The organism is Oleiharenicola lentus (genome assembly GCF_051660365.1).
Classification (GTDB): domain Bacteria; phylum Verrucomicrobiota; class Verrucomicrobiia; order Opitutales; family Opitutaceae; genus Lacunisphaera; species Lacunisphaera lenta_A.
The window spans coordinates 1,552,551-1,574,581 of record NZ_JBOZXB010000001.1 but is presented as its reverse complement, the minus strand read 5'-3'; the positions used below and the strand labels follow the sequence as shown (position 1 = coordinate 1,574,581).

Sequence of the window (22,031 nt, the reverse complement as noted above, 5' to 3'; positions counted from 1 at the left end):
TCAGCGGTCAGCTTTCATCGCCACGACTGGATTCAGGCGGGCGGCTTGGTAGGCGGGAAAAAATCCGGCGACCACGCCGACGGCGAGGGCGACGCCGAAGCCGAGCACGAGCGTCGTGGGCGGAAGAATGAAGACCCAGCCTGCATTGAGCGAAATGATCCACGTCACGAGCGAGCCAAGCCCGATGCCGAGCAGGCCGCCGGTGCCGCACAGAATCACAGCTTCGGCAAGAAATTGGGATTGGATGTCGCCGTGCATCGCGCCCAATGCGCGGCGCAGGCCGATTTCACGGCGTCGTTCCGCGACGGCGAGCAGCAGGCTGTTCATGATGCCCGCGCCGCCGAGCACGAGCGCGATGCTCCCCGTGGCCCCGAAGAAAAGGGTGAAGAGGCGTAGCTGGCGTTCCATTTCCTTCACGATCGCGGCGGCGCTGGTGACTTGCACCGCGAGGCCTTCCACGCGTTGTTGAAAATATTCCACAGCCGCGTCGGCCATCTTCGCCGGCGAAGTTCCTGCTCGGTGTTGCGCGTAAACTACAGTGATATCCGCGCCTTCGATGGTGCGGAGAAAAGTCGCCGCGTGCATGATGGTCGCTTTGTTGATGTCGCCCTCGTGGAGCTTGATGGTGCGCGCGGGAGCGAGCACGCCGACGATCGTGAGCACTTTGTTTTCGATGATGATCTGTTTGCCGACGAGCGGCGCGGTGCCACCGCCGCGCAGGGCAATCGCTTGTTCGCGACCGACCACGGCAAACGGTTGATTGCGATCGAGGTCGGTGAGGTTGCGGCCCTCGGAGACTTTAAGGCCGTTCAAATCGACAAACGCTTCGGTGACGCCGAGCGCCTCGGCGTTCATCTGGCGGCCTTCGAAGGCGAGCACGGTTTTCTTCGTGGCGATCGGCGCGATTTTTTCAAACGCGGGCACCGCGGTAATCAGCCCGGCGGCGAGATCGAGATCGATCACGGGCGGACGCCGCGTGACCTGCGCGCCGGCACCAGAGACTTTTTTCACAGCGAGCACATCGAGGCCGGTGCGGTCGAATTGGCGGAGCGCTTCGTGCCGCACAATTAAAGCGAGTGCGAGCATCGTGACGACGGCGCCGACGCCGACCACGAGGCCGGAGAGGGCGAAAAGATTTCGCTGCCACGCGTCTTTGAGCGAAGAGAGCGCCAGGCGAAGGCTGAGGGCGGCGGGCGTCATGCGGTCGGGGCGGCAACCTTGGCGCGGGCTTCGCGCAACTGGCCGGCGGTGAGTTCCAGGTGGCGGGGAGCCCGCGCGGCGTCGGCGAGTTCGTGGGTGATCATCACGATGGCGGCGCCGGTGTCGTGGTTGAGATCCCACAGCAACTTCATGATTTCGCCCGCGGTCTGATCGTCGAGCGAGGCGACGGGTTCGTCGGCGAGGATTAGTTTCGGGTTCGTGACGATGGCGCGGGCGATGGCGACGCGTTGGAGTTGTCCGCCGGAAAGTTGGGACGGGAAATTTTTCGCGACGGTGGCGAGGCCCACGCGGGCCAGCGCGACGCGCGCGGTGGCTTCGGCTTCGCGAGGATTCATGCCACGGTAGAGCAGGGGCACGGCGACGTTCTCGTCGGCGGTGAGACGCGGCAGCATCGGCGAATTTTGAAAAATAAAACCGAGTTTGCGGTTCCGCAGCAACGTGCGCTCGTTGTCGTTGATCGCGGCGACATCACGACCGTCGAGTTCATAAACGCCACTGTCGGGCGTATCGAGCAGGCCGATGAGATTGAGGAGCGTGGATTTCCCCGAACCGGACGGGCCGGTGATGGCGACGAATTCTCCCGGCCACACGCTCAACGACACGTCGCGCACGGCGGAGACGACCACGGGGCCGACGCGGTAGGTTTTGTTGAGCCGCTCGAGTTGCACGAGCGGCGTGGTGGCCGGATTCGTGGTCATGGCGCGACGGACTTGGCTTCGGTGGCGACGATGTCGCCGACGGCCAGGCCTTTGGTAATCTCGACGGCGTCGGGCGTGGTCGTGCCGATTTCCACGGCGAGTTTTTCGGGTTCGCCGGATTTGCCTTTGCGAAAAACAAACGTGCCGCCGGATTCGCGGCGCACGGCGGAGACGGGCGCCACGATGGCGGACGCGGCTTCGTAGGTGGTGATGTCGAGCTTGGCGGTCATGCCGAGGCGGACGGCGGCGAGGTCGGCGCTGCTGAGCTGGCCGGTTTTGACGATGATTTCGAAGTAGGGACGCGCGCCGGTCGCGGTCGCTTGCGAAGAAACGTATTCGACGCGGCCGTTCAGCACGCGACCGGGGAATGCGTCGCCGGTGATGCGCACGGACTGGCCGTGGCCGATGCGCGCGATGTCGACTTCGTCGGCGCGGGTTTTGACGGCGACGCCCTCGAGGTTGCCGATGGCGGCGAGAATTTCGCCCTGGCCGATGGTGCTGCCGTTTTCGAAAAAGCCGTCGCTGCCCGCGGCCCGGCCAGCGGTGGGGCGCGTGTTGGGCAGAATCACGATGCCCGCGACTGGTGAGGTGAGTTTGGCGCGGCTGATTTTCGAGCGAAGTTCGTCGACCTTCATCTGCGCGTTGGCGAGGTCGTTGCGCGCGACGGTAAGGCGGTCGGGCGTGGCGGCGGCGAGGACGCTGTTCATTTCCTCCTGCACGGATTTGTAGTCGCTCTCCTGCATGACGAAATTCTGTTTCGCGCTGTCGAGCGAAGTTTGCGCGATGATGCCGAGCTTCGAGAGCTTTTCCATTTCGCGGAGATTGCGCTCGTTGGCTTCGAAGTTGAGGCGAGCTTTGAGCAGGTTGCGGTCGGCGCGGGCGACTTCGGGGCCTTTGATCCAGTCTTCGAGCCGGCGGAGTTCCGCGGTCGCGCGGAAGTGGACGACCTCGGCGTTGCTCAATTCCATCACGGTGTCGGCGGTATCGATCTTCGCGAGGGACTGGCCTTTCGTGACGAGTTCGCCGTAAGCGAAATTTTTCTCGGTGACGCGGCCGCGCAAAGGCGCGGTGACGTTGACGATTTCGAGCGGCTCGATGTTGCCGAGCAACACGAGGCCGGTGCGCACCGGGGCTTTGGCAACGGTGTGCCACGTGATGGGGGGCGCGTCATCTTTGCGGATGAGCGATTTTTCGCCGCCGGACGAGCCGCTCAACCACGCAAAAAGGCCGACGCCGACGAAAAGGGAGACGACGACGATCAGCGCGACGAGGCGGACTTTTTGCACACGACGTCCGAGCAACTCCTGCGCGGCGGCGCTCTCCTCTATTTTCAGGAACGCGGAACGGAGTTCGGCGTGGTTCGTTTCGAGCTCCGCGTGCAGCGCGCGTTCGGAATCGTTGACTTGTTTGAGGTTGAGAAAGAGCTGCGCGTTTTCGATCGCGATGCCGGCTTGATTACAGATGGCGTCGAGAAGTTTTTCGTCCCTCGGCGTGAGCGGGCCGTGCCGGCGGTTGATGAGCTGAATGACGCCCATGCGTTTGCCGGTGCTGTTGGTCAGCGGGCGGGCAAAAATGTCGCGAGTGCGAAACCCGGTTTGTTTGTCGACGGCAGAGTTGAAGCGCGGATCAGCGTAGGCGTCGGTGATGCGCACGGTTTCGCCGCTCGTGAAAACGTGGCCGGCGATGCCGCGATTTTCGGGGAGGCGGATTTCTTGCGTGCCTTGCGCCACCGGCGTCCACAGCTCGTGGCTCGCGGGATCATGGAGAAAGAGGGTGCTGCGCTCGACCTCGAGAAACTCCGTGATGCGATCCATCACCTGGATGAGGATTTGATTGAGTTCAGGAGAGTTGGGCCGGGGCGCGAGGTCGGTCATGGCGTGGGTGCAGCAGAGTTGGCGATTTCGGCGCGAGCCGGGAGACGGCTGAGGTCCTCGATGCGCACGCCCCAGACGGTGAGCGTCGTGCCGAGGGTTTGTTCGAAGGAGGTCAGGGAATTTAAATAAGCGATTTGCGCGGCGATTTCGTTGAGGCGCGAGGTGATGAGATCGTTTTGAAACGTGACGATCGCGAAGTTCGTCGTGCGACCGACCTGCAGTTTGCCCTTTTCAATTTCGAGTTTGCGCTCGGCGAGGCCGCGCGCGGTCTCGGCGACTTTGGCGCGTTGTTGGGCGAGGAGCACGGTGCGGCGCGACTCGCGGACTTCGATTTCGATGTTTTCTGTGATCTCGGTGACATCGAGGCCGGCTTTCTGGTCGCGGATGCGGGCGCGCAAATGATTTTGCTCACGCGTGAGATCGCCGAAGGGAACCTGCAACGTGAGGCCCACGGCCCAGTCTTCGTTGAGGCGCGAGAAAGAGCGATCCAGCGCGTTGGGAAATGAGTTGTCGGTGCCGGCGAGGCGGTAACGCGAACTGAGGTTGAGCGCCCAGAGACGGTTGTTGCGGGCGGCGTATTCGCTGAGCTCGGAGGCTTGTTTGCCTTGGAGGACTTGCTGGTAGTCGGGCCGGTTTTCGTAGGCGAGCCGGCGCGCGGTGACGACATCGAGCGCGAACTCCGGCAGCGCGAGCGTGTCGACCGCGCGGTAAACCGTGGAGCGATCGACATCGAGAATCTTGACCAAGGAAAAGCGCGCGGAATCGAGAATGGATTCAGCGGTGAGCAGATTGAAGCGCTGATTCGCGATGTCGGCTTCGGTCTGAACGATTTCGACGGGAGCGATGATGCCCGAAGACACGAGGGCGTTGTTGATGCGGAGTTGTTCCTGCGCGCGTTCCAAGGCGGCGCGGCTGACGTCGACTTGCAGCTGCGCTTGCAGCAGATTCCGGTAAGTGAACACCACGCTCGTGATGGTGTTCATGACGATGCGGCGGTATTCGAGGACGTTGGTTTGCTCGCTGAGACGCGCGACGCGGAGATTTGTGAGGTTGGTCTTGATGCCGCCGCCGCGCAGGAGCGGTTGGTTGAGTTCGAGGTACAGGTTCGAATCGTAGATCTTCGGGCTTTGCGTCGAGAGATCGGTCGCGAAATTATCCCAGATCAGGCCGAAGCGCGCGCCGGTCGGGGCGCGTTGCGAGACTGCGGCGCTCACGGAGCCGGCGCTCGTGGTGACTTCGTTGCCGTTGGTCGTGATCGGATTGTAGCGGACGTTGGAGGTCAGATCGAGATTCGGGACAAATTCGTCCTCGGCCACGCGCAGGTCGAAACGCTGCGATTCGCGATCAAGGCCGGCTTTTTCCAACGAACGATTGTTCGCGAGCGCGAGGTGGATAGCTTCGCGCAACGTCAGCGGTTGGCTCGATCGGGTCGGCAGCGTGAACGCTCCCTCGCGTTCGGCAGAATCGACTGGCTCGGTCGGCGTGGTTTCTTGAGCGAACGCTCCAGTGAATCCGGTGGCCACCAAAACAGACCATAAGCCAAGGCTTCCTTTCCGGGGAAGGAACTGCTTGAGAGGAGAAAATATGTGGGCAACCCGACCTAAATCCATGGCAGCGACGGCGTTGGTTAACGTAAATCCGTGGCGAGACAGCACCCCGCGGCGCGAAGCTTGTCAAGGCCGGGCACGTTGCGGGATCGAGAGAATTGTTAGCCATATGCGTAATCGGCACTGGTCGTCGGCGTCTTGGGCGTTATCCCCAAACCTGTTTTGATTATTCAACCCTGTCGTTACACGCGCGTGTTGCGGAAATTTACCTCCATTATCCAGCTGGTTACCGCATTTGCCGTGATGGCGGGCGTTGCCGCGCGCGCCCAAACGGTCGAAACGCCCGCGTCGCCGAAGCCGGGGGTGACGCCCGCTCCGGACACGGCAAACACGCCGTCGATCGAAGACCAACTCAAAGAGCGGACGCTGGAATTGCCGAAATTTTCCGTCGCTGAACAAACCGAGGATGATGATGGCTTCGACGCGACCGGCATGGGTTCGGTGGAGGAGGAGCTGCGCAGTTCGCCGTTCTCAAACGAGCTGACGGCAATCGATTTTGAAATGGAGGAAGGTTTGAGCGGCGACACGTCGATGGAGCTTTCGGCGATCAGCAGTCCGTCGCCCGCGGCAGCCGCAGCAGGCGAACAACGCTTGAACCTGCGCGGCTTCCCGACGCCGGTGCTGCGGAACAGTTTTGTCCAAATGGGCATCCTCGAGACGCTCAACATCGACAAAACGATCATCATCCAGGGCCCGCTCGTGCCGGTGCTCGGGCGCGCGGCGCCGGGCGGCATTCAGAATTTCCTCACGATGCGGCCGGCCGCGAAGGCGAAAAGCAAACTCGAGACCAACGTTTCCAGCCTCAACCGCCAGCGCGTCACCTTCGAGACGAGTGGCGTGCTGCGTAAGAAAAAGATGTGGCAGCGCTGGGCGTTTGATTGGCAACGCCGCGAAGGCCCGGAGCAATTTGTTCAAGAAAACGACGTCGCCGTGAGCGGTTCGATCACCGTGAAACACACGCGCGCGGCGAGCAGCATGTTCAGTCTCGATTATCGACGCTACGAAGGAAACCCCGCCTCGGGTATTCCCGAATACAAAACCAGCGCCGGCCAAAAAGTGATCGGCCCGTATCTGCCGCTCGCCGAATTCAACGTCAACGGCCCCGAGGCCGGCGTGGTTCGCGAGACGTTTCTCCTCGGTGCGCAATTCGAGGGTCAACTCACCCGCGTGATCGCGGTTCGCGCCGCCGCGGAGGCGTGGACTCGGGCGATCGACCAACAACGTTTCACCTCCGGGCAATATGTGATCGATACCGGTCTGTTTGAAGGCACGCGCGAGCCGCGGCACATCGCGCAGCGCCAGCAAGCCGTCGCCGCGCACGTCGAAGCCACCGGACGCTTTCGCACCGCGAAAATCGAGCACAAGCTCCTGACGTTTGCCGGCGTCACGTGGGGCGATTACGACCGCAGCGACCGTGCGCTCAGCGTGGCCGATCGCAATGCGCTCCCGCTTTCTGTGCGGCGCTTCAATCCGTTTGATCCGAATTACTATTATCCGGAGTTCGATCCCGCGCTGTATTCACGCATCACCGCCGACCGCACCGAGGCCGCGCGTTACAGCTCGCTCGAAGTGAGTGACCGCATGGCGTTCGACCAAGGGCGCACCGTCATGACCGCCGGGCTGCGTTATGATGAAGTCGGCCTCATCGTCCGCGACGAGCGCGTCGGGGCGACTTTCCCGCGCACACAGGATCGCACGGCGCAAATCAGCTATCATGCCGGCGTGAACTACCAGCTTGTGCGCAACAAGGCGCTGCTGTTCGCGACGGCGAGCACGGCATTCGATCCGACCACGCCGGTCGATATTCGGACGGGGCGCATTCAGGAAAACGAAACGACGGTCGGCTACGAACTCGGCATCAAAGGCCGCGCAATGGACAAGCGGCTGGATTACAACACATCGCTGTTCCTCCTTTATAACAGAGACATCTCGCGCCGTAATCCGCTCTACGACGATCCGATCTTCGATGCTAACCAAACGCAGCCGCAACTCGTCGCCGCCGGCGAAGAACGTTTCAGCGGCGTGCGTGCGGAGTTGCGTTATCAACTTTCCGAAACGCTCAACGTTTCCGCACGCATCGTGCGCACGGATGCGATCACGACCAAGTCGCCTGAACTCGGTCGCGAAGTCGGCAAGCAAGTGACGCGTCTGCCGCGCGATACCGCGACGCTTCAGATGCGTTATTCGCCGTCGAAAAGGATCCCCGGTTTCAGCGTCGGCGGTGGCGTGACTTACATCAGCGGCTACGTCGCGAATTACGAAGACGCGAAACACGCCTACCTCGAGTATCCGAGCTACGCGTTGTTGAACCTGAATGCGAACTACTCGTGGAAATTCGCGGTGCGGCAGTTCAGCCTCGGGGCGGGCGTGCGCAACGTCTTCGACCGCGATCTGCTCGCGAGCCATGCGCGCACGAATTCCGGCACGGAATTGAACCTGTCGGCGCGGCTGAATTTCTAAGCGCGCACCTCAACGCAGCTTTTTGCGATATTCCGACGGCGCGACTCCGTGCCGCTGCCGGAACGCAGTGGCGAAGACCGAAGGGCTTTCGAAACCGGCCGCGTAAGCGATTTCCCCGAGCGTGAGTGCGGGCTCGCTCATTAATTCCTCGGCGCGTTCGAAGTGGGTGCGCAGAATTTCCGCGTTCACCGCGCTGCCGAGCGCCACCCGGAATCGTAGCTCAAGCACGCGTCGCGTCACGCCCGCCGCCCGCGCGACATCCTCCACATAGATCGTGTTACCGGCGTGCTCGCGGATGTAATCAAGTGCGGTGGCGACCGCTTCGTCGTCCACGGCGTGACGATTGGTGGATTGCCGCGCCACAATTTTTTGCGGGCTCACGAGCGTCTCGCCTCCGGGCTTGCGCGAGTCGTCCATCAATTGCTGCAACGTTTCCGCCGCGAGCATGCCGATTTGCTGCGTGTTGAGCTGCACACTCGTCAACGGCACGTGTGCGAATTCGACCCGCGCGAGATCGTTGCCCACGCCCATGATCGCGACGTCTTCCGGCACGCGCAGACCGAGGTGGGCGCAGGCTTCCGCGAGTTCGAGCGCCACGCGATCCGTGAAACCAAGGATGCCCACGGGACGCGGTAAACTTTGCAGCCAGGTCACGAGGCGCGCGCGCGTGGCGTCGGGGTAGGGCGCGTTTTGATCGCCGCGCGGTAAATTGTGGCGCGCGACGGGCGCCGCGATGCCGGTGCGTTTCGCTTCCTGATTAAATCCGCGATAACGCAGCACCGAACCGAGGTGCGTGGTGTTGCCGCAATACGCGAAGTTCCGGTAGGCGCGCCCGTGCAGGTGGCGAAATGCGAGTTGCCCCACGCGCGCGTCGTCGGTGTTGATCAACGCGAGGCGCGGCGTCGCGATTTGCCCGGAGACATTCACCACGGGCACGCCGAGGCCGGCGAGCGTGGTTTCATTTCGCCGGGTCGCCACGCGCGCGATGACCCCATCGACGCGCAGCCGCCGCAGGCCCGCCGTTTCGTGCGCGGCGGGATCGCTGAATTTCAGCACGGTGACTTCCGGGCGCTCGCGAAAAAACCGCGCGATGCCGCGCAAAATTCCCCGGCCGTGCTCGGTCGAGAGCGACAGGTAAACGGCGATGCGACGGGGCTTGGGCGCGGGCATGGCGTGGTTAAAGATGAAATTCGGGGTTTCGCAAAATCTAAACTCTTTTTCGCAAAAACCGATATACGCTGCCGCCGGTTGCGGGTATGCTGCTCCTCCCCTTAAACCCCGGTTTTATTTTTCATGAGCTCCTACCTTAACGAAATGTTCGGTCTTAACGGCAAAGTCGCGGTCGTCATCGGCGGCACGGGCGAATTATGCGGCGCGATGGCGGAAGGCCTCGCCGGCGCGGGCGCGGAAGTCGTCCTCGTCGGCCGCAGCCAGGAAAAAGCGGATGCGCGCATCGCGAAAATTTCCGCAGCCGGCGGCAACGCGTGGTTCCATGCCGCTGAAGCGACCAGCAAAGCGGAAGTGCAGGGCGTGCTCGATGCAGTGCTCAAGCGCAGTGGCCGCGTCGATATCGTCGTCAACGGCGCGGGCGTGAATTCTGCCACGCCGTTTTTCGATATCGCGGAAGATGAATTCGACCGCATCGTGCGCGTGAATTTGAAAGGCGTGTTCCTTGGCTGCCAGGTGTTTGGTAAATACCTCGTCGAGCGCGGGCAGGGCGGCTCGATCATCAATCTCGGGTCGATGTCGGCCGTCGTGCCGCTCTCGCGGGTGTTTACTTACTCGGCCACGAAATCCGCCGTGCACAATCTTTCGCTCAACCTCGCGCGCGAGTGGGCCCCGCACAAGGTGCGCGTGAACGTGCTCGTGCCCGGTTTCTTCCCCGCCGAGCAGAACAAAAAAATTCTCAACCCCGACCGTGTCGCCAGCATCATGGGCCATACACCGATGAAACGTTTCGGCGAAGCCCGCGAACTCATCGGTGCGACGCTGCTCCTCGCGAGTGATGCCGCCGGTTCGTTCATCACCGGCGACGAACTCATCGTCGACGGCGGCTACCACGCGATGACGATCTGATCTTTAGCGCCGTGCCCATTATATTTAACCACGGATCACGCAGATTAAAACGGGTCAAACCCGGACGATGAGGTTCATCACTCTGTCTCTATCCGTGTTCATCCGTGAAATCCGTGGTTAAAAAAATCTCCCGAACCTCCCATAATTCCCGTTCTCTCCCGCAAATTTTAGCCTCATGAAACCCATCAACGCCTTTCTCCTGAAAAACAATCTGCGCATCGCGCAGAATCCCTGCGTCTCGCCTGACTTCTGTCTCGATTGGGCTGCGCTGCAAAAAGCGTTTTTCGACGCTTCGGCCACCGGCCTGAAGTTCTACGAAAAATCGCGCTTCGAAACCGCCGCTGGCACCTGGACGCTCGTCGAGCACACCGTCACGGGCGACACGGCGTGGCGCCTCGAGTCGACCACGCTCGCCGATCCGAGTAAGGTGCTCGCCGAAGGCGTGCTCACGAAACCCAACCGCGCCGTCTTCCCCGCATCCTGGGAGAATTTGCTGAGACTCAAAAATCTCATTCAGGAAAAAGACGCAGCCTCGACGATCTTCCCGACGGGAACGGCGAAGCTGGGCAAGAGCACGCTCGGCGTTGGCGCGCGCTTCACGACGCTGCATTGGCCGGCCGTGGAGTGGGCGATGAGCGCCCTCGAAATCGGCCTGACCGCGAATCAAAACTCCATTCCGCGCGAACTCGTTTACGACGTCGACGCGATGCTCGGCAACCGCCTCGACACCGTCCCGTTTCCTTTCATCGGCACGAACGTCCCGGAGGGTCACCAAGGCCAATCCGTCGAAGGCATGAGCCACGGTTGCGTGCTTTCGAAACTCAAAACGGGTTTCCATCACCGCAAGATCGCGTGGTCATTCAACGCCGATCACCAACCGATCGGTGGCAAGTTTGATGTCCGCGAAGATGCGCTGGTCAAAGGCTGCTTGCTCGCCAGCTACATCACGTTCGATCTTTCGCCGGAACTCGCGCTCAACCAGAAAGCCGACGTCGCCGCCATCCCGGCTGAAGTCGTTGCGCAGACCCGCGCGCGGGTCGCCGCCGCCGGCGTGACGCTGGATGACGCCGCGTTTACGGCCCTGCTCGCGACCGTGTGGACGCCGATGCAGAAGATGAAACGCCGCGACGAGAAATATGCCGCCGCGCGTGCAGCCGCATTCACGACCGAAGTCGGGCGCACGTATCTCCGCGAGCTCTCCATTGATGAATTGCCGGGTCTCACGACACCGGAAACGACCGCCATCATGCTCGCGCTTTGCGAAGTCCTCGGCATGCCCGTGAACTTCGTCGCGCCCGCGTTCGGTTTCCAAAAGAACTCGCCGTATCCTGATAACGCCGCGCTCAAGAAACTTATCGAAGCACAATGGAACGTCTGTGCGAAGTTTGGGGTGAGTATCGGTTTCCATTCAGGCTCCGGAAAATCCGCCGAGAATTACCAAGTCATGGGTGAAGTCACCGGCAGCGCGCTCGAAATCAAAACCAGCGGCCGCTACACCTACGAAATGGGCGTCGCGCTTTCGCAATCGCAGAACGCCGCCGATGCCGCGCTCTGGAAAGACTGGTATCAGTTCACGCTGGATATGGCTGTCGCCGGTGCATTCAGCGCCGATCCGACCGAGCAGAAAATGGCCCGGATTTTTGTGAACACCTCGCTCGAAGCCTGCGGCAAATCAGTCGATGTTTACGCTTCACCTGCCGCCACGCGCGCCGCGCTCGAAACGTTGCCGGCGTCCGCCGAGCACATGGTGTTTTTCGAATACAACTTCCTCTATGTGCTGGCCGCCGGCGGCAAACCGGAAAAATCCGCGCTCGGCGATCACACACCCGCTGGCTACCAACAACGCGCACGCTTCTACGCCGTCAGCCCGGAGGCACGCCTGCTTTTCTCGAAACGCATCGCCGCTTACTTAATCTTCCTCGCGGAAAATACCGGCCTCGCTTCCAAGGAACGCTGCGCCGCCACGAGCAAGTTGCTCGAAGGCTACGCCACGCTCGACGCGATGCTCAGCGATATCAGCCGCTGAGATTTAATCATAGGCTGATCCCTCACCATGAAATCCTTCATCCACGACGACTTCCTCCTGCAGACCGACGCCGCCTGCGAATTGTATCACACTTACGCTAAGGCCGAGCCGATCTACGATTACCACTGTCATCTGCCGCAGGCACTCATTGCCAACAATCATCAGTTTGCCGATCTCTCGGAGATCTGGCTCGGCGGCGATCACTACAAGTGGCGCGCGATGCGCTCGAATGGAGTGAAGGAGAATGTCTGCACGGGGAGCGCTTCGCCGCGCGAGAAATTCGACGCGTGGTGCGCCGCGCTCCCGCACACGCTTGGCAATCCGCTTTATCACTGGTCGCACATCGAACTGAAGCGCTACTTCGGCATCGACGAAATCATCAGCCCAAAAACCGCCGACGCCATTTGGGAAAAAGCTAACGCGCAACTCGCCGGCATGCGCGTGCACGACATTCTCCAGAACAACAAAGTCGCGGTCATTTGCACGACCGACGATCCCGCCGATTCGCTCACCGATCACGCGCGCATCACCCAACTTGGTATCAAGACGCGCGTCTATCCAACCTTCCGTCCCGACAAAGCGCTCGGCGTAAATGCGCCCGCCGCGTTCAACGCGTGGCTCGAAAAGCTCGGCGGCGAAGCGAAAGTTTCGATCAACACCTTCGAAGATTTGCTGAACGCGCTGAAGATACGTCACGCGGATTTTCACGCCGTCGGTGGACGTCTTTCCGACCACGGCATGGAGCAAGCGCTCGCCGAGCCGTGCACGCACTCCGAAGCCGCCGCGATTTTCGACGCCGCGCGTGCAGGTCGTGCCGCTTCGCCGGTGGATTGGGCGAAATACGGATCTTATTTGATGTTGGAGTTTGGCCGCTGGGACGCGGCGAAAGGCTGGACGAAACAGTTGCACCTCGGCGCACTGCGTAACAACAACACGCGTCTGCTCAAAGCGCTCGGGCCGGATACCGGCTTCGACAGCATCGGCGATTTCCCGCAGGCGCGTGCGCTCAGCCGCTACCTCGATGCCTTGGACACGACGGGCGAATTGCCGCGCACCGTGCTCTATAATTTGAATCCGGCCGACAACTACGCGTTCGCGACGATGATCGGTAATTTCCAAGACGGGTCCGTTGCCGGGAAAATGCAATTCGGCAGTGGCTGGTGGTTCCTCGACCAAAAGGAAGCGATGGAGTGGCAAATGAACGCGCTCGCGAACCTGGGCTTACTCAGCCGCTTCGTCGGCATGCTCACCGACTCGCGCAGCTTCCTCAGCTACACGCGCCACGAATATTTCCGTCGCGTGCTCTGCAATCTCCTTGGAGCGCAAATGGAGCGCGGAGAAATCCCCAACGACCAAGCCACCGTCGGCTCCATGGTGAAAAACATCTGCTTCGCTAACGCCCGCGATTATTTCCGCCTGGAAGTAGACGCCACGTATCGCGGCTGATCTTAGGTTTTTCTAAGCGCGACAAGCTGCGCAAGGTTTCGCGCGTTAATCTACCACGAACAATTTCGCGCCGGTCTTAGTGTAGGATCGGTGTGGCTCGGCATTGTCCGCGACCTGATAACTCATGCCGGGTCGCAAAACGAATTCACGACCATCTTCCAACTCGGTAAAGAGCTCGCCTTCAAGGCACAGCAAGATGTGACCTTTAACGCACCAGTGGTCGGCTTTGTAGTCAGGCGAATATTCCAACATGCGCACTCGAATGTTCCCGAACTGACACACCTTCCAATCGGCCCAGCCCGTTTCGCCGTTCTTTCGCTCCGAACTCAGTATCGACCAATCCGTGATGCCAAAAGGTATCTGGGTGATTTGCATAGCGCTTCTCCTGACGCCAATCAGACCAAGCGGCGAGCTTGGAACTCGCGAAACCATTAGTTTGAACCCGCTTGTTCCGCCCGCTGCGCTTCGAGCCGGCGCTTGATTTCGTAGGCTTCGTTTTCGTCGAGCGTGTAGCGTTGCGCGAGCACGATGGTGATGGCCGCGCCGGCAAACGGGAAGAAAGCGTAGAGCCATTTCATCAAGGCGAGGGTGCCTTCCGGCTGGGCGCTGCCGAGTTTCGCGTTGAAGCCGACCCACACGAGGATGAAACCGGAAATGAGTCCGCCGGTGGAGCTGCCCACTTTGTCGAGCCAGCTCAGCACCGAGGAATAAAGTCCTTCGCGACGCTGGCCGGACTTGAGTTCGTCCGCATCGACGATGTCGGCGAGCATGGCCGTCGTGAGGAGCATGATGCCGGCTTGCGCGATACCGTTCATCGCGGGCACGAGAATCTGCCACCAGCGCAGGCCCGGCACATAGACGAATAGTTTCACAATACCCGCGGCGACCAGAATGCCGGCCGCGAGTTGCAAGGCGCGGCGTTTACCGACGCGGAGCGCGATCACGCGAAACGCCCAATAAGAACCGATGCACCCCACGACGTAGGCCGAACCGAGCCAGCCTTGAATCGCGCCGGCTGCGCGCAAGTCGCCGCCGTGAACTAGATAGACGTTCAGATAAAACCCGAGCACCGCGACGATGCTGTAGCCAAACGTGGAAATGCTGCGCACGCCGATCAGCAAGGCAAAGTCGCGGTTGCCGGCGGTCTGTTTGAGCGCGGTCAAGAAACGGATTTTTTCACGCTTCACTTTCACGGGAGCTTGGAAGCGCTCGCGCACAAAAAACGCCGGCGCGCATGCGAGCAGCGCATACAGGCCAGCGATGCCCGCCGTCACCCAGCGAATGCCGGTGATAGGATCTTTAAACCAGCCGGATTGAATGATCGGAAAGAGCCACTGGTTGCCGATCGAGAATAGCCACGTGCAAATACCCACGACACTCGCGACGCGCGTGCGCTCATGATAATCGCCAGTGACTTCGATCTGCAACGCAGCGAGCGGCACGGTGTAGCACGAGTGAAAGAAATAAAACACGAGCGACGTGATCGTGAAGAAAAGTGCCAGGCGAAAATCCGACATGCCCGCGCGCACAAACCAGATCGCCGCAAACGTCACCGCCATCGGCAACGCCGCCGCGAGCAGGTAGGGACGCCGCCGACCCCACTTGCTGGCGGTGTTGTCCGAAAAATGCCCGACGAGCGGATCGAGGAACGCGTCCCAGAAACGCTGCACAAACACGATCACGCTAAGGTAGGCGGGGTTCATCCCGAGGATCACATTATAGACCGGGTTCGAAAGCGTCGTGAGCGCGTTGTGTGTGCCCATGCTGGCCGATTGTCCGAGGCCGAGGGCAAATTTTTCACCAGCCGGAACCTTGTCCTGTGGGGCAGTCGTTTGATGAGTCGGGGTCGCGGCCATGGTAACAGGGGTAGTTTACGCGAGCAGCACCGCTTGAGCGCGAGTGATTTCGCCGTGGAGCGTTTCGTTTCTTAAATAGCGCCGGACTTCCTCGGCAATGAAGCGCCCCATGCGCAGGCACTCGCGGTCGATGCTGCCGGCGATGTGCGGAGTGAGCAGGACATTGGGCAGATCGAACAGGGGTGATTCGCTCGCCGGCGGATCGGGGAAGGTGACGTCCAGCAAGGCAAACAGGTCTGGTCGCGCCTTGAGCACCGCGATCATTTCATCTTCGGCGATCACGCCGCCACGAGCGGTGTTGATGAAGGTGGCTCCTGGTTTCATCGAAGAAAAATGCCGGCCTCGAACCATCCGTTCCGTCGCGGGCAAGAGCGGCGTGTGGCAGCTCACCACGTCAGCGCGCGCGAATACTTCTTCCAATGAGCACAGTGTCACGCCGAGTTCTGCGGCGCGTTCCGCCCTGATGAAAGGATCGTAGGCGATGACGCGCACGTCGAGCTGCGCGAGGCGGCGGGCGACTTGCCGGCCAATTTCTCCGAGCGAAAGCAAACCGATCGTGCTGCCGTGCGCTCCCGGCATTTCACGAATTTGACGCACTAGCGTGCGCGTGCGTCGGCAATCGCCTGACTGGGAAAAAGCGTTTTTAAGGCTCAGGATAATTTGCGCGAAGGTGAATTCTGCGACGGGCGTGGCATTTACCTTTGCGGCAGTGACGACTCGCACGCCGCGTTCCCACGCTTCATCGGTCATCATCTGGCGCACGCTGCCCGCGGCGTGAAACACGATGCGCACGCGCGAGAACTGATTGAAAAAAGCCGCATCCAGTTTCGGTGCACCCCAACCGCTGAGCACAATTTCGATTTCAGATAAGTCTGTCCCGGTGGAGAGAAGCTGGGAATCCGGATTGAAATCGAGTAGCTCACGCAAACTGCGCAGCGTCTCCTCGCCGTAGGCGTTCCCGAGGGAAGACTGCGCGGTGAGCAACACCGCTTTGGGTTGCGTGAAGCCTGTGCTGGAAAGCGACCGGCTCAGATTCAAGCGGTCGCCCCCTCAATCGCTTTCGCGGGTTGAATCAGGTCATGCGCTTTAACCGAGATTTGTCCGTCGCGGTAATCGCACCAGAGCGCGCCGCTCTCTCGGATTTCAAAACCGTTCACTGTCGCGATGAAGGCGAAAGCCGTGGTCTCGTGGGTGTGGGTTGCGCTGCCTTGAACTAAACACGCGAGCCAATGAATGCCCGGCGCGTGCTCGCCGCGCAGCACCGGCATCGCGGCGAGCGGAAAAAGCAAGTGGCTGTTCGCGCCGAGTTCGACGCATGCGCCGGTGCGTGCATCGTTCAAATTGGTCACGGCCGATGAACCGAGCGGAGTCGTGACGGTAATTTTATTTTCCAGCGATTCGGTCGCGAGGGTTTCACGCCGCGAATAGCCGGTGGCGAAACCCGTTTCGGCGGACGTGAGCGCGCGCGCAGTGTGCAGGCGGTGGACACGAACGTGGGCATCACCGGCCGCGATTAACCACGTGTCGATCGTGACATCGCTCCACGGCGACCAGCGGGAATGGGCCACGCCGTTTTGCACACTCGGCGCTTCCACCGATTCGCGCGCCCGGAAGCGCCGCCCACTGTCGTCGCTCAACGCGAGCACGTTGTCGAAACCGCCTTCCTGTAATGTGGCCAACCCGACCGGCACGCTGAAGCCGAACCGCGTCGAGTAGGCGAACTTCGAGTATTTGTGCGCGGCGTGACGCGGCCAGTCGGCGACGCATTGACCCGGATTGAGCGCGACCACTTCACGCGCGTCCTTAGCAGCCGTGAGCACTAGTTTTGCGTAGGCCGCTGTAAAAACTGCCCGCCGTGCGGGCAACGGCGCTTCCTCCGCTTGCCAAAACGGATGCGTCTCTGGCAACGCGAGCGGCAGAAATGCTTTCATCGCCCAGTAAGGCGACGCCGGGCCGTTGTAACTCTCGGCCATATGCAAGTTGGGATAGCCGTAACCGATACTCAGCAAACCGGTTTCAGAAAAAATCGGCTGCTGCATCCACCAGCGCAGGTGACGTAGATAAAGTCCTTTGATCACCGGCCACGGCTGCGCTTCGACATTCGCGTAAGCGAGCGCGCCCCAAAAAGCGCCTTGGGCAAATCGATACGCCATGCTGCGACCGAATGGCACCGCCGCGCCGTCAGCGGTGAACCAATGCACGAAATCCTGCGCGAGCTGCCGCGCGCGTTCGCGGTAAAGTTGGGCGCGGATTGCATCCGTGGTGTCGCTGGCGACGGCGTAAATCAGTCCGTAAAAATGCATCGCCATCGGCACGTAGTAATCGCCGATGCGGCCATCGTTGCCGCTGGGACCCGGTTCGCCGTCGGCATACCAACCACCGCCCAAATGAAATTCATCGAGTCGCTGCAGGTTGGTATCGATCACTTCGGGCGCGTGCGGGAGGCCGACGCGCCGCAGGCCGAGATTCACCATCACTTGGAAAAACAGCCAGTTGTTGTCGACCGCGCGCACCGAGTTGATGCGCCCGAGCCACGTGGCGAGATTGTGGCGCGCAGCTTCTGGCAACGGCTCCCACAATTTGGCTGGCACGAGATTCAGACTAAAACCGAGCGCGGCGCTTTCGACCGTGCGTTGATCGTGATCCTGCGGCCAGCCCCAGAATTCCGGATGTGCGGGATCGGTGCCGTTGATCAGACCTTCGCGCCAGAGATTCCATTGCGGGAAAATGCCGCCACCGGCGGTAAGTGGCGCGATTCCCCAAAGCGGACGAGAAAACCCTTCGAGCGACGAACTGGGTTCGCCATACCACGCGAGCGTGCTGCCGGGCCGCACGCCGGCTTTGCCGGGCGAGAAATGCGGTAGCAACGGATTGGTTAAATCGGTCGCGAGCCGCTGGACATCGTGGCGGGAGAGGAGGGGATTGCGGGCGGCGGGGGAAAATTGCATCGCGGAACGTCAGCGACTGGAACTGCGGATTCGCGGTGGGCGCTAAGGGGCCCGGGGAATGGCGAAGCGCAAGCAGGCGACGAGTGACCGCAGCGTGCGCGCCCGCTTTGCGGTTTCGACAGGGTTTGCTCTTTACAGTAAAGCGCGTCCGAGGGTTTTCGCCGCGCGGAATTCGGAGCACCGTGAGGTAGGGCCCGACCTCGCTGCGGCGGATGGACGCGCTCCGCCGTTTACGATTTCGGATTCTTCAGCGGCAGATCGATCCACGAGCCGTCGATCAACGTCGTTTGCGCGTGCTCGGGCACACCGCGTTCACCGCGCGTAATCATACCGGTCAAAATTTCCACCGCCGCCGTGCCGATGCGCGGCGGGTTTTCGTGAATGCCGGGGAAGGGATAACGTTTGTTCGCGGCCGGCAGGCCTGAGCACGTGGTAATCAACATCGAGCGCGGCACGAGTTTTTCGTCACGCAAGGTTTGCGCCAGGGCGTCGCGTTCGGCGACGATCACGTCGGGCTTTTCTTTTTCCAGCCAGCGCGCGATAGCCGCCGCGGAGAGATTGTCGCTGAGGTGAGCGCGCACCGACTGGGTTTTTCCATAGGTGCCGTGCCACGCGAGCGCGGCGGTGAAATTATGGCCGCTGCGCAGTTCTTGGGCTTCGCGCACGACCATGCCGAGCCGTTCGAATCCGGCCTGCGCGAGCCGATCGCAGAGTTGCAGCGTGTTTCGAAAGTGACTGGGCAACGCGCAATGAAAATGCGGGCTTGGCACCGTGGTCGTGGTCGACACCACGGAAAACTCGCGCCAATCGACCAGATTATCGAGGGCGCTGAGATTGGACATCGGCAGCAGCATCAGCCCGTCGACGCCACGGTAGCGCAGCATGCGTTGCAGGCGGCGGCTGGAGGCATCGGTGAGGTCGACGTGAAACACTTCCAGCGCAAAACCGGCGGTTTCCGCGGCGCGTCTCGCGCCGGCGAGCAACAATTCCGAATACGGATCCTGAATGCCTGCGCCCTGCGTGGTGAGAGCGCACACCGTCGCCTGCACGCGGGCTCCTTTGCGCGCGCGGAGGTGGTGCATCAATTTCGCGACTGACGGATCGGGCTGATAACCGGCGCGCGCCGCGACCTGCTGGATTTTTTTCCGCGTCTTTGCGGGGAGGCTGGGGTGATTACGCAGCGCGAGCGAAACCGCCATCGCGCTCACGCCGGCTTGTTCGGCGATCGAGCGCATCGTGGGACGCGGAGCAGGGGGATTTTTCGGGGCGTCGGGCATTTTACTGTAAAGCCTGTTTCGTTTTGCGCGGGTGGTTGGGCGGGGTCAATGCGTATCGCGAAACCAAGAGACCCGCGTCTTTTGATTTTGTTTAACCCCCGCCCGCTGTTTCTTTGAGGTCATGTCGCCGACTAAGACCGGGTCGCTGGTTCAATTCCCCTAACATCCCCGACCCCATGAAAAACTACCTCCGTCTTTTTCCTGCGCTTGCCGTGCTCGGCGCGACTGCGCTTTCCGCGCAGCAAATCGCGCCGGCACCCGCTACCCCTGTGGAGGAGACGGTCGAACTTTCACCGTTCACCGTTACGAGCACCAAGCCCAATGATTACATGGCGGCGGAAGTGACCACGGGTTCGCGCGTCGCGACATCGATTCGCGCGCTGCCTTACGCGGTGAACGTCGTCACGAGTGAATTCATCAAGGATTTCGCGGCCTACGACATTGCCGAGCAGCTGGCTTACACGTCGGGTTTTTCCGGGCGCCAGCAGGAAGGTGCTTATATCATCCGCGGGTTTTTTAACGGCAACCAACTGCGCAACGGTTTCCGTCGCGCTGGCATGATCGATCCGTCGAGTGTCGATCGCGTCGAGGTCATCAAAGGCCCGGCGGCGGCGATCTACGGCCCGACTTCTCCCGGCGGCACGATCAACATCATCAGCAAGCGTCCCACCCTCACGCCGCAACAAGACGTGAGCGTCACCGCAGGTTCGCTCGGGCATTTCCGCACGGAGCTTTCCTCGTCGGGTCCGCTCGGCGACACGACGGCGATCGGTAACAGTTTCTACCGCGTCGGCGGCGCCTACTTCGAACGCGATTTCGAGCAGGCTTTCCGCCACTCGCAGGTGAAGAATATCACGCTCGGCTTTCTCCAGAAGATTAACGCCAACACCAGCATCTTCCTCGAATACGACTACATCGAGCGCAACACGCGTCCCGGCACCGGCATTCCTTATTTGAACAACACCGCAACCGTGAACGTGGTCGATGCCCGCACCGGTTTGCCTGCCGTGCGCACTTACACGCGCAACACGGGTTACGCTTACGAACTCGATCGCTTCAGCCTGCAAGGGCCGAACGAATACCTCAACCGCGACATGGACACCTTCAGCGCGTTTCTCGAACACAAGATCAACCACGTCTTTTCGATCCGCGCGGGTGGGAGCAGCTACAACCGCCATTATTACAAGCTGTCGATGACGGGCGGCACTTATAATTCCACCACGCGCACGTTCGGCACGCGCGAACCCGCTTACGACGTGATCGACGAGTGGGGCGACGCCGGCCAACTCGACTTGCTCGCGCGCTACAACACGGACTTTATCACGCCCGCCACGCACAGCACGCTTGCGACATTCGACTATAATTATGTCGGCGACTTCCGCCCCAGCTATCGCTGGCAGGCCGCCGCACTGAACACACTGCCCGCCGACGTGCGCAACCTGAGCGTCGATAACCCAAACTACTTTATCCCGGCTTACGATCCGACGACGTATTCCCGCAAGAGCGCACACACCGCCTCCAACACGGAAATCAAAGGCCTCTTCCTGCGGCACAACACGAATATCTTTAGCGAACGCCTCAAGCTGCTCGCTGCGGTGCGTTTTGACGAACTCGATATCGAAGCGAAAAATTTAGTCACGCTCGTGCGTTCGACCGCGCAGCGCTCCGCCACGTCGCCGCAGTTCGGCGTCACGTTCGAACTCAACGATGCCGTGTCCCTCTACGCGAGTCGCACGAAGTCGTTCGTCTCGCAAACTGCCGTCAATCGCGCCGGCCAGATTCTCCCGAACGAAACTGGCCTCGGCCACGAAATCGGCATCAAGGCCTCGATGTTCGATAAGAAGCTCAACTTCACGTTCTCGCTCTACAACGTGGACCGCGAAAACGTGTTGGTCACGAGCGTCACCGACACCACGCCGCTGCTCGACACGAACGGCAACCCCGTCATCGACACGTCAACGGGCCGCCCGATTTTGCAAAACATCACCGATAACACGGTGGAAGGCGGCGACCGCTCACGCGGCATCGATTTCGATTTCAACTACGCGCTCACCCGCAATCTCTTGCTGCTCGGCGATGTCACTTACATCGACGCCGTCGTGAAAGATGCCGGCACCGACCTCGACCGCCTTGGCCGTCGTCCGCGTGAAGCTCCCGCCCAGTCGGGTGGTCTCGCGCTGAAATACACCTTCCTCGACGGCGGCTGGAAGGGTTTGGCCTTCACGGGCGGCGTGCGCTACCGCGGCGAAGTTTTTCCGAATAACCGCAGCGGCAACCTCGACTTGAACAACGACGGGCTGTCCGAAACCAACAACGGTCAACGTGACATCACGGTGCCGGCCTACACTAAGGTCGACATTGGCGCTTCCTACAATTTCCGCACCGGTTCGAAACGTCGTGTGCAGCACTTCGTGCAGGTCAACGTGAAGAACCTGCTCGATAAAACCTACTACGACGAAGACGCCTACCTCGGCGACGGCCTCACGGTGCTCGGCACTTACGGCATTCGCTTCTGATCCGATTCTTTCCCTGCCGCGTGACT

General features: G+C 61.1%; 15 protein-coding genes. 5 read left to right on the top strand and 10 right to left on the bottom strand.

The window, feature by feature from the left end; all coding sequences use genetic code 11:
* Genes ACRRQW_RS05680 through ACRRQW_RS05665 form a run of 4 tightly spaced genes read right to left on the bottom strand, consistent with a single transcriptional unit; the run spans position 1 to position 5,316 of the window.
* Positions 1-1,200 (bottom strand): ABC transporter permease, encoded by a 1,200-nt coding sequence (locus tag ACRRQW_RS05680; protein WP_438480296.1) that lies wholly within the window; start codon positions 1,198-1,200, stop codon positions 1-3.
* Entirely contained in the window at positions 1,197-1,919 is a 723-nt protein-coding gene (locus tag ACRRQW_RS05675) for an ABC transporter ATP-binding protein (RefSeq protein WP_438480295.1), read from the bottom strand. The genes ACRRQW_RS05680 and ACRRQW_RS05675 overlap by 4 nt, the downstream gene beginning before the upstream one ends.
* Positions 1,916-3,793, bottom strand: a complete 1,878-nt coding sequence (locus ACRRQW_RS05670) for a GAF domain-containing protein (RefSeq protein WP_438480294.1) — start codon at positions 3,791-3,793, stop codon at positions 1,916-1,918. Before ACRRQW_RS05670 ends, ACRRQW_RS05675 begins: the two co-directional genes overlap by 4 nt.
* Complete coding sequence (locus ACRRQW_RS05665) at positions 3,790-5,316, bottom strand: TolC family protein (RefSeq protein WP_438480293.1); 1,527 nt, start codon at positions 5,314-5,316, stop codon at positions 3,790-3,792. The genes ACRRQW_RS05670 and ACRRQW_RS05665 overlap by 4 nt, the downstream gene beginning before the upstream one ends.
* 246 nt (positions 5,317-5,562) lie before the next feature.
* On the opposite strand from ACRRQW_RS05665, the gene ACRRQW_RS05660 reads away from it, so the two are divergent.
* Positions 5,563-7,860 (top strand): TonB-dependent receptor, encoded by a 2,298-nt coding sequence (locus tag ACRRQW_RS05660; RefSeq protein ID WP_438480292.1) that lies wholly within the window; start codon positions 5,563-5,565, stop codon positions 7,858-7,860.
* 9 nt (positions 7,861-7,869) lie between these two features.
* Here the strand turns inward: ACRRQW_RS05660 and ACRRQW_RS05655 are convergent, their stop codons facing one another.
* Positions 7,870-9,030 (bottom strand): substrate-binding domain-containing protein, encoded by a 1,161-nt coding sequence (locus tag ACRRQW_RS05655; RefSeq protein WP_438480291.1) that lies wholly within the window; start codon positions 9,028-9,030, stop codon positions 7,870-7,872.
* Positions 9,031-9,153: 123 nt separating this feature from the next.
* Between ACRRQW_RS05655 and ACRRQW_RS05650 the strand changes: the two genes are divergently transcribed.
* From ACRRQW_RS05650 to uxaC, 3 genes are all read left to right on the top strand, one after another.
* Positions 9,154-9,936, top strand: coding sequence for an SDR family oxidoreductase (locus ACRRQW_RS05650; RefSeq protein WP_438480290.1), 783 nt, complete (start codon positions 9,154-9,156; stop codon positions 9,934-9,936).
* A 175-nt stretch (positions 9,937-10,111) separates the two neighbouring features.
* Positions 10,112-11,962, top strand: a complete 1,851-nt coding sequence (locus ACRRQW_RS05645) for a tagaturonate epimerase family protein (protein ID WP_438480289.1) — start codon at positions 10,112-10,114, stop codon at positions 11,960-11,962.
* Positions 11,963-11,989: 27 nt separating this feature from the next.
* A complete protein-coding gene (gene uxaC / locus ACRRQW_RS05640; protein WP_438480288.1) occupies positions 11,990-13,408 on the top strand; it encodes a glucuronate isomerase in 1,419 nt (472 codons plus the stop codon).
* Positions 13,409-13,453: 45 nt separating this feature from the next.
* On the opposite strand, the gene ACRRQW_RS05635 is transcribed toward uxaC, so the two are convergent.
* The 5 genes from ACRRQW_RS05635 to ACRRQW_RS05615 form a co-directional block, all read right to left on the bottom strand.
* Positions 13,454-13,783: a DHCW motif cupin fold protein gene (locus ACRRQW_RS05635; RefSeq protein ID WP_438480287.1), complete on the bottom strand. Its 330-nt coding sequence runs from the start codon at positions 13,781-13,783 to the stop codon at positions 13,454-13,456.
* A gap of 56 nt (positions 13,784-13,839) precedes the next feature.
* Positions 13,840-15,264 (bottom strand): MFS transporter, encoded by a 1,425-nt coding sequence (locus tag ACRRQW_RS05630; RefSeq protein ID WP_438480286.1) that lies wholly within the window; start codon positions 15,262-15,264, stop codon positions 13,840-13,842.
* Positions 15,265-15,279: 15 nt separating this feature from the next.
* A complete protein-coding gene (locus ACRRQW_RS05625) occupies positions 15,280-16,302 on the bottom strand; it encodes a hydroxyacid dehydrogenase (RefSeq protein WP_438480285.1) in 1,023 nt (340 codons plus the stop codon).
* Positions 16,299-18,212, bottom strand: coding sequence for a DUF2264 domain-containing protein (locus tag ACRRQW_RS05620; RefSeq protein WP_438480284.1), 1,914 nt, complete (start codon positions 18,210-18,212; stop codon positions 16,299-16,301). The genes ACRRQW_RS05625 and ACRRQW_RS05620 overlap by 4 nt, the downstream gene beginning before the upstream one ends.
* A 230-nt stretch (positions 18,213-18,442) precedes the next feature.
* Positions 18,443-19,489, bottom strand: a complete 1,047-nt coding sequence (locus tag ACRRQW_RS05615) for a LacI family DNA-binding transcriptional regulator (protein ID WP_438480283.1) — start codon at positions 19,487-19,489, stop codon at positions 18,443-18,445.
* Between the two features lie 176 nt (positions 19,490-19,665).
* Here ACRRQW_RS05615 and ACRRQW_RS05610 point away from each other — a divergent pair, with 176 nt between their 5' ends.
* Complete coding sequence (locus ACRRQW_RS05610; RefSeq protein ID WP_438480282.1) at positions 19,666-22,005, top strand: TonB-dependent siderophore receptor; 2,340 nt, start codon at positions 19,666-19,668, stop codon at positions 22,003-22,005.
* Positions 22,006-22,031: the final 26 nt, after the last annotated feature.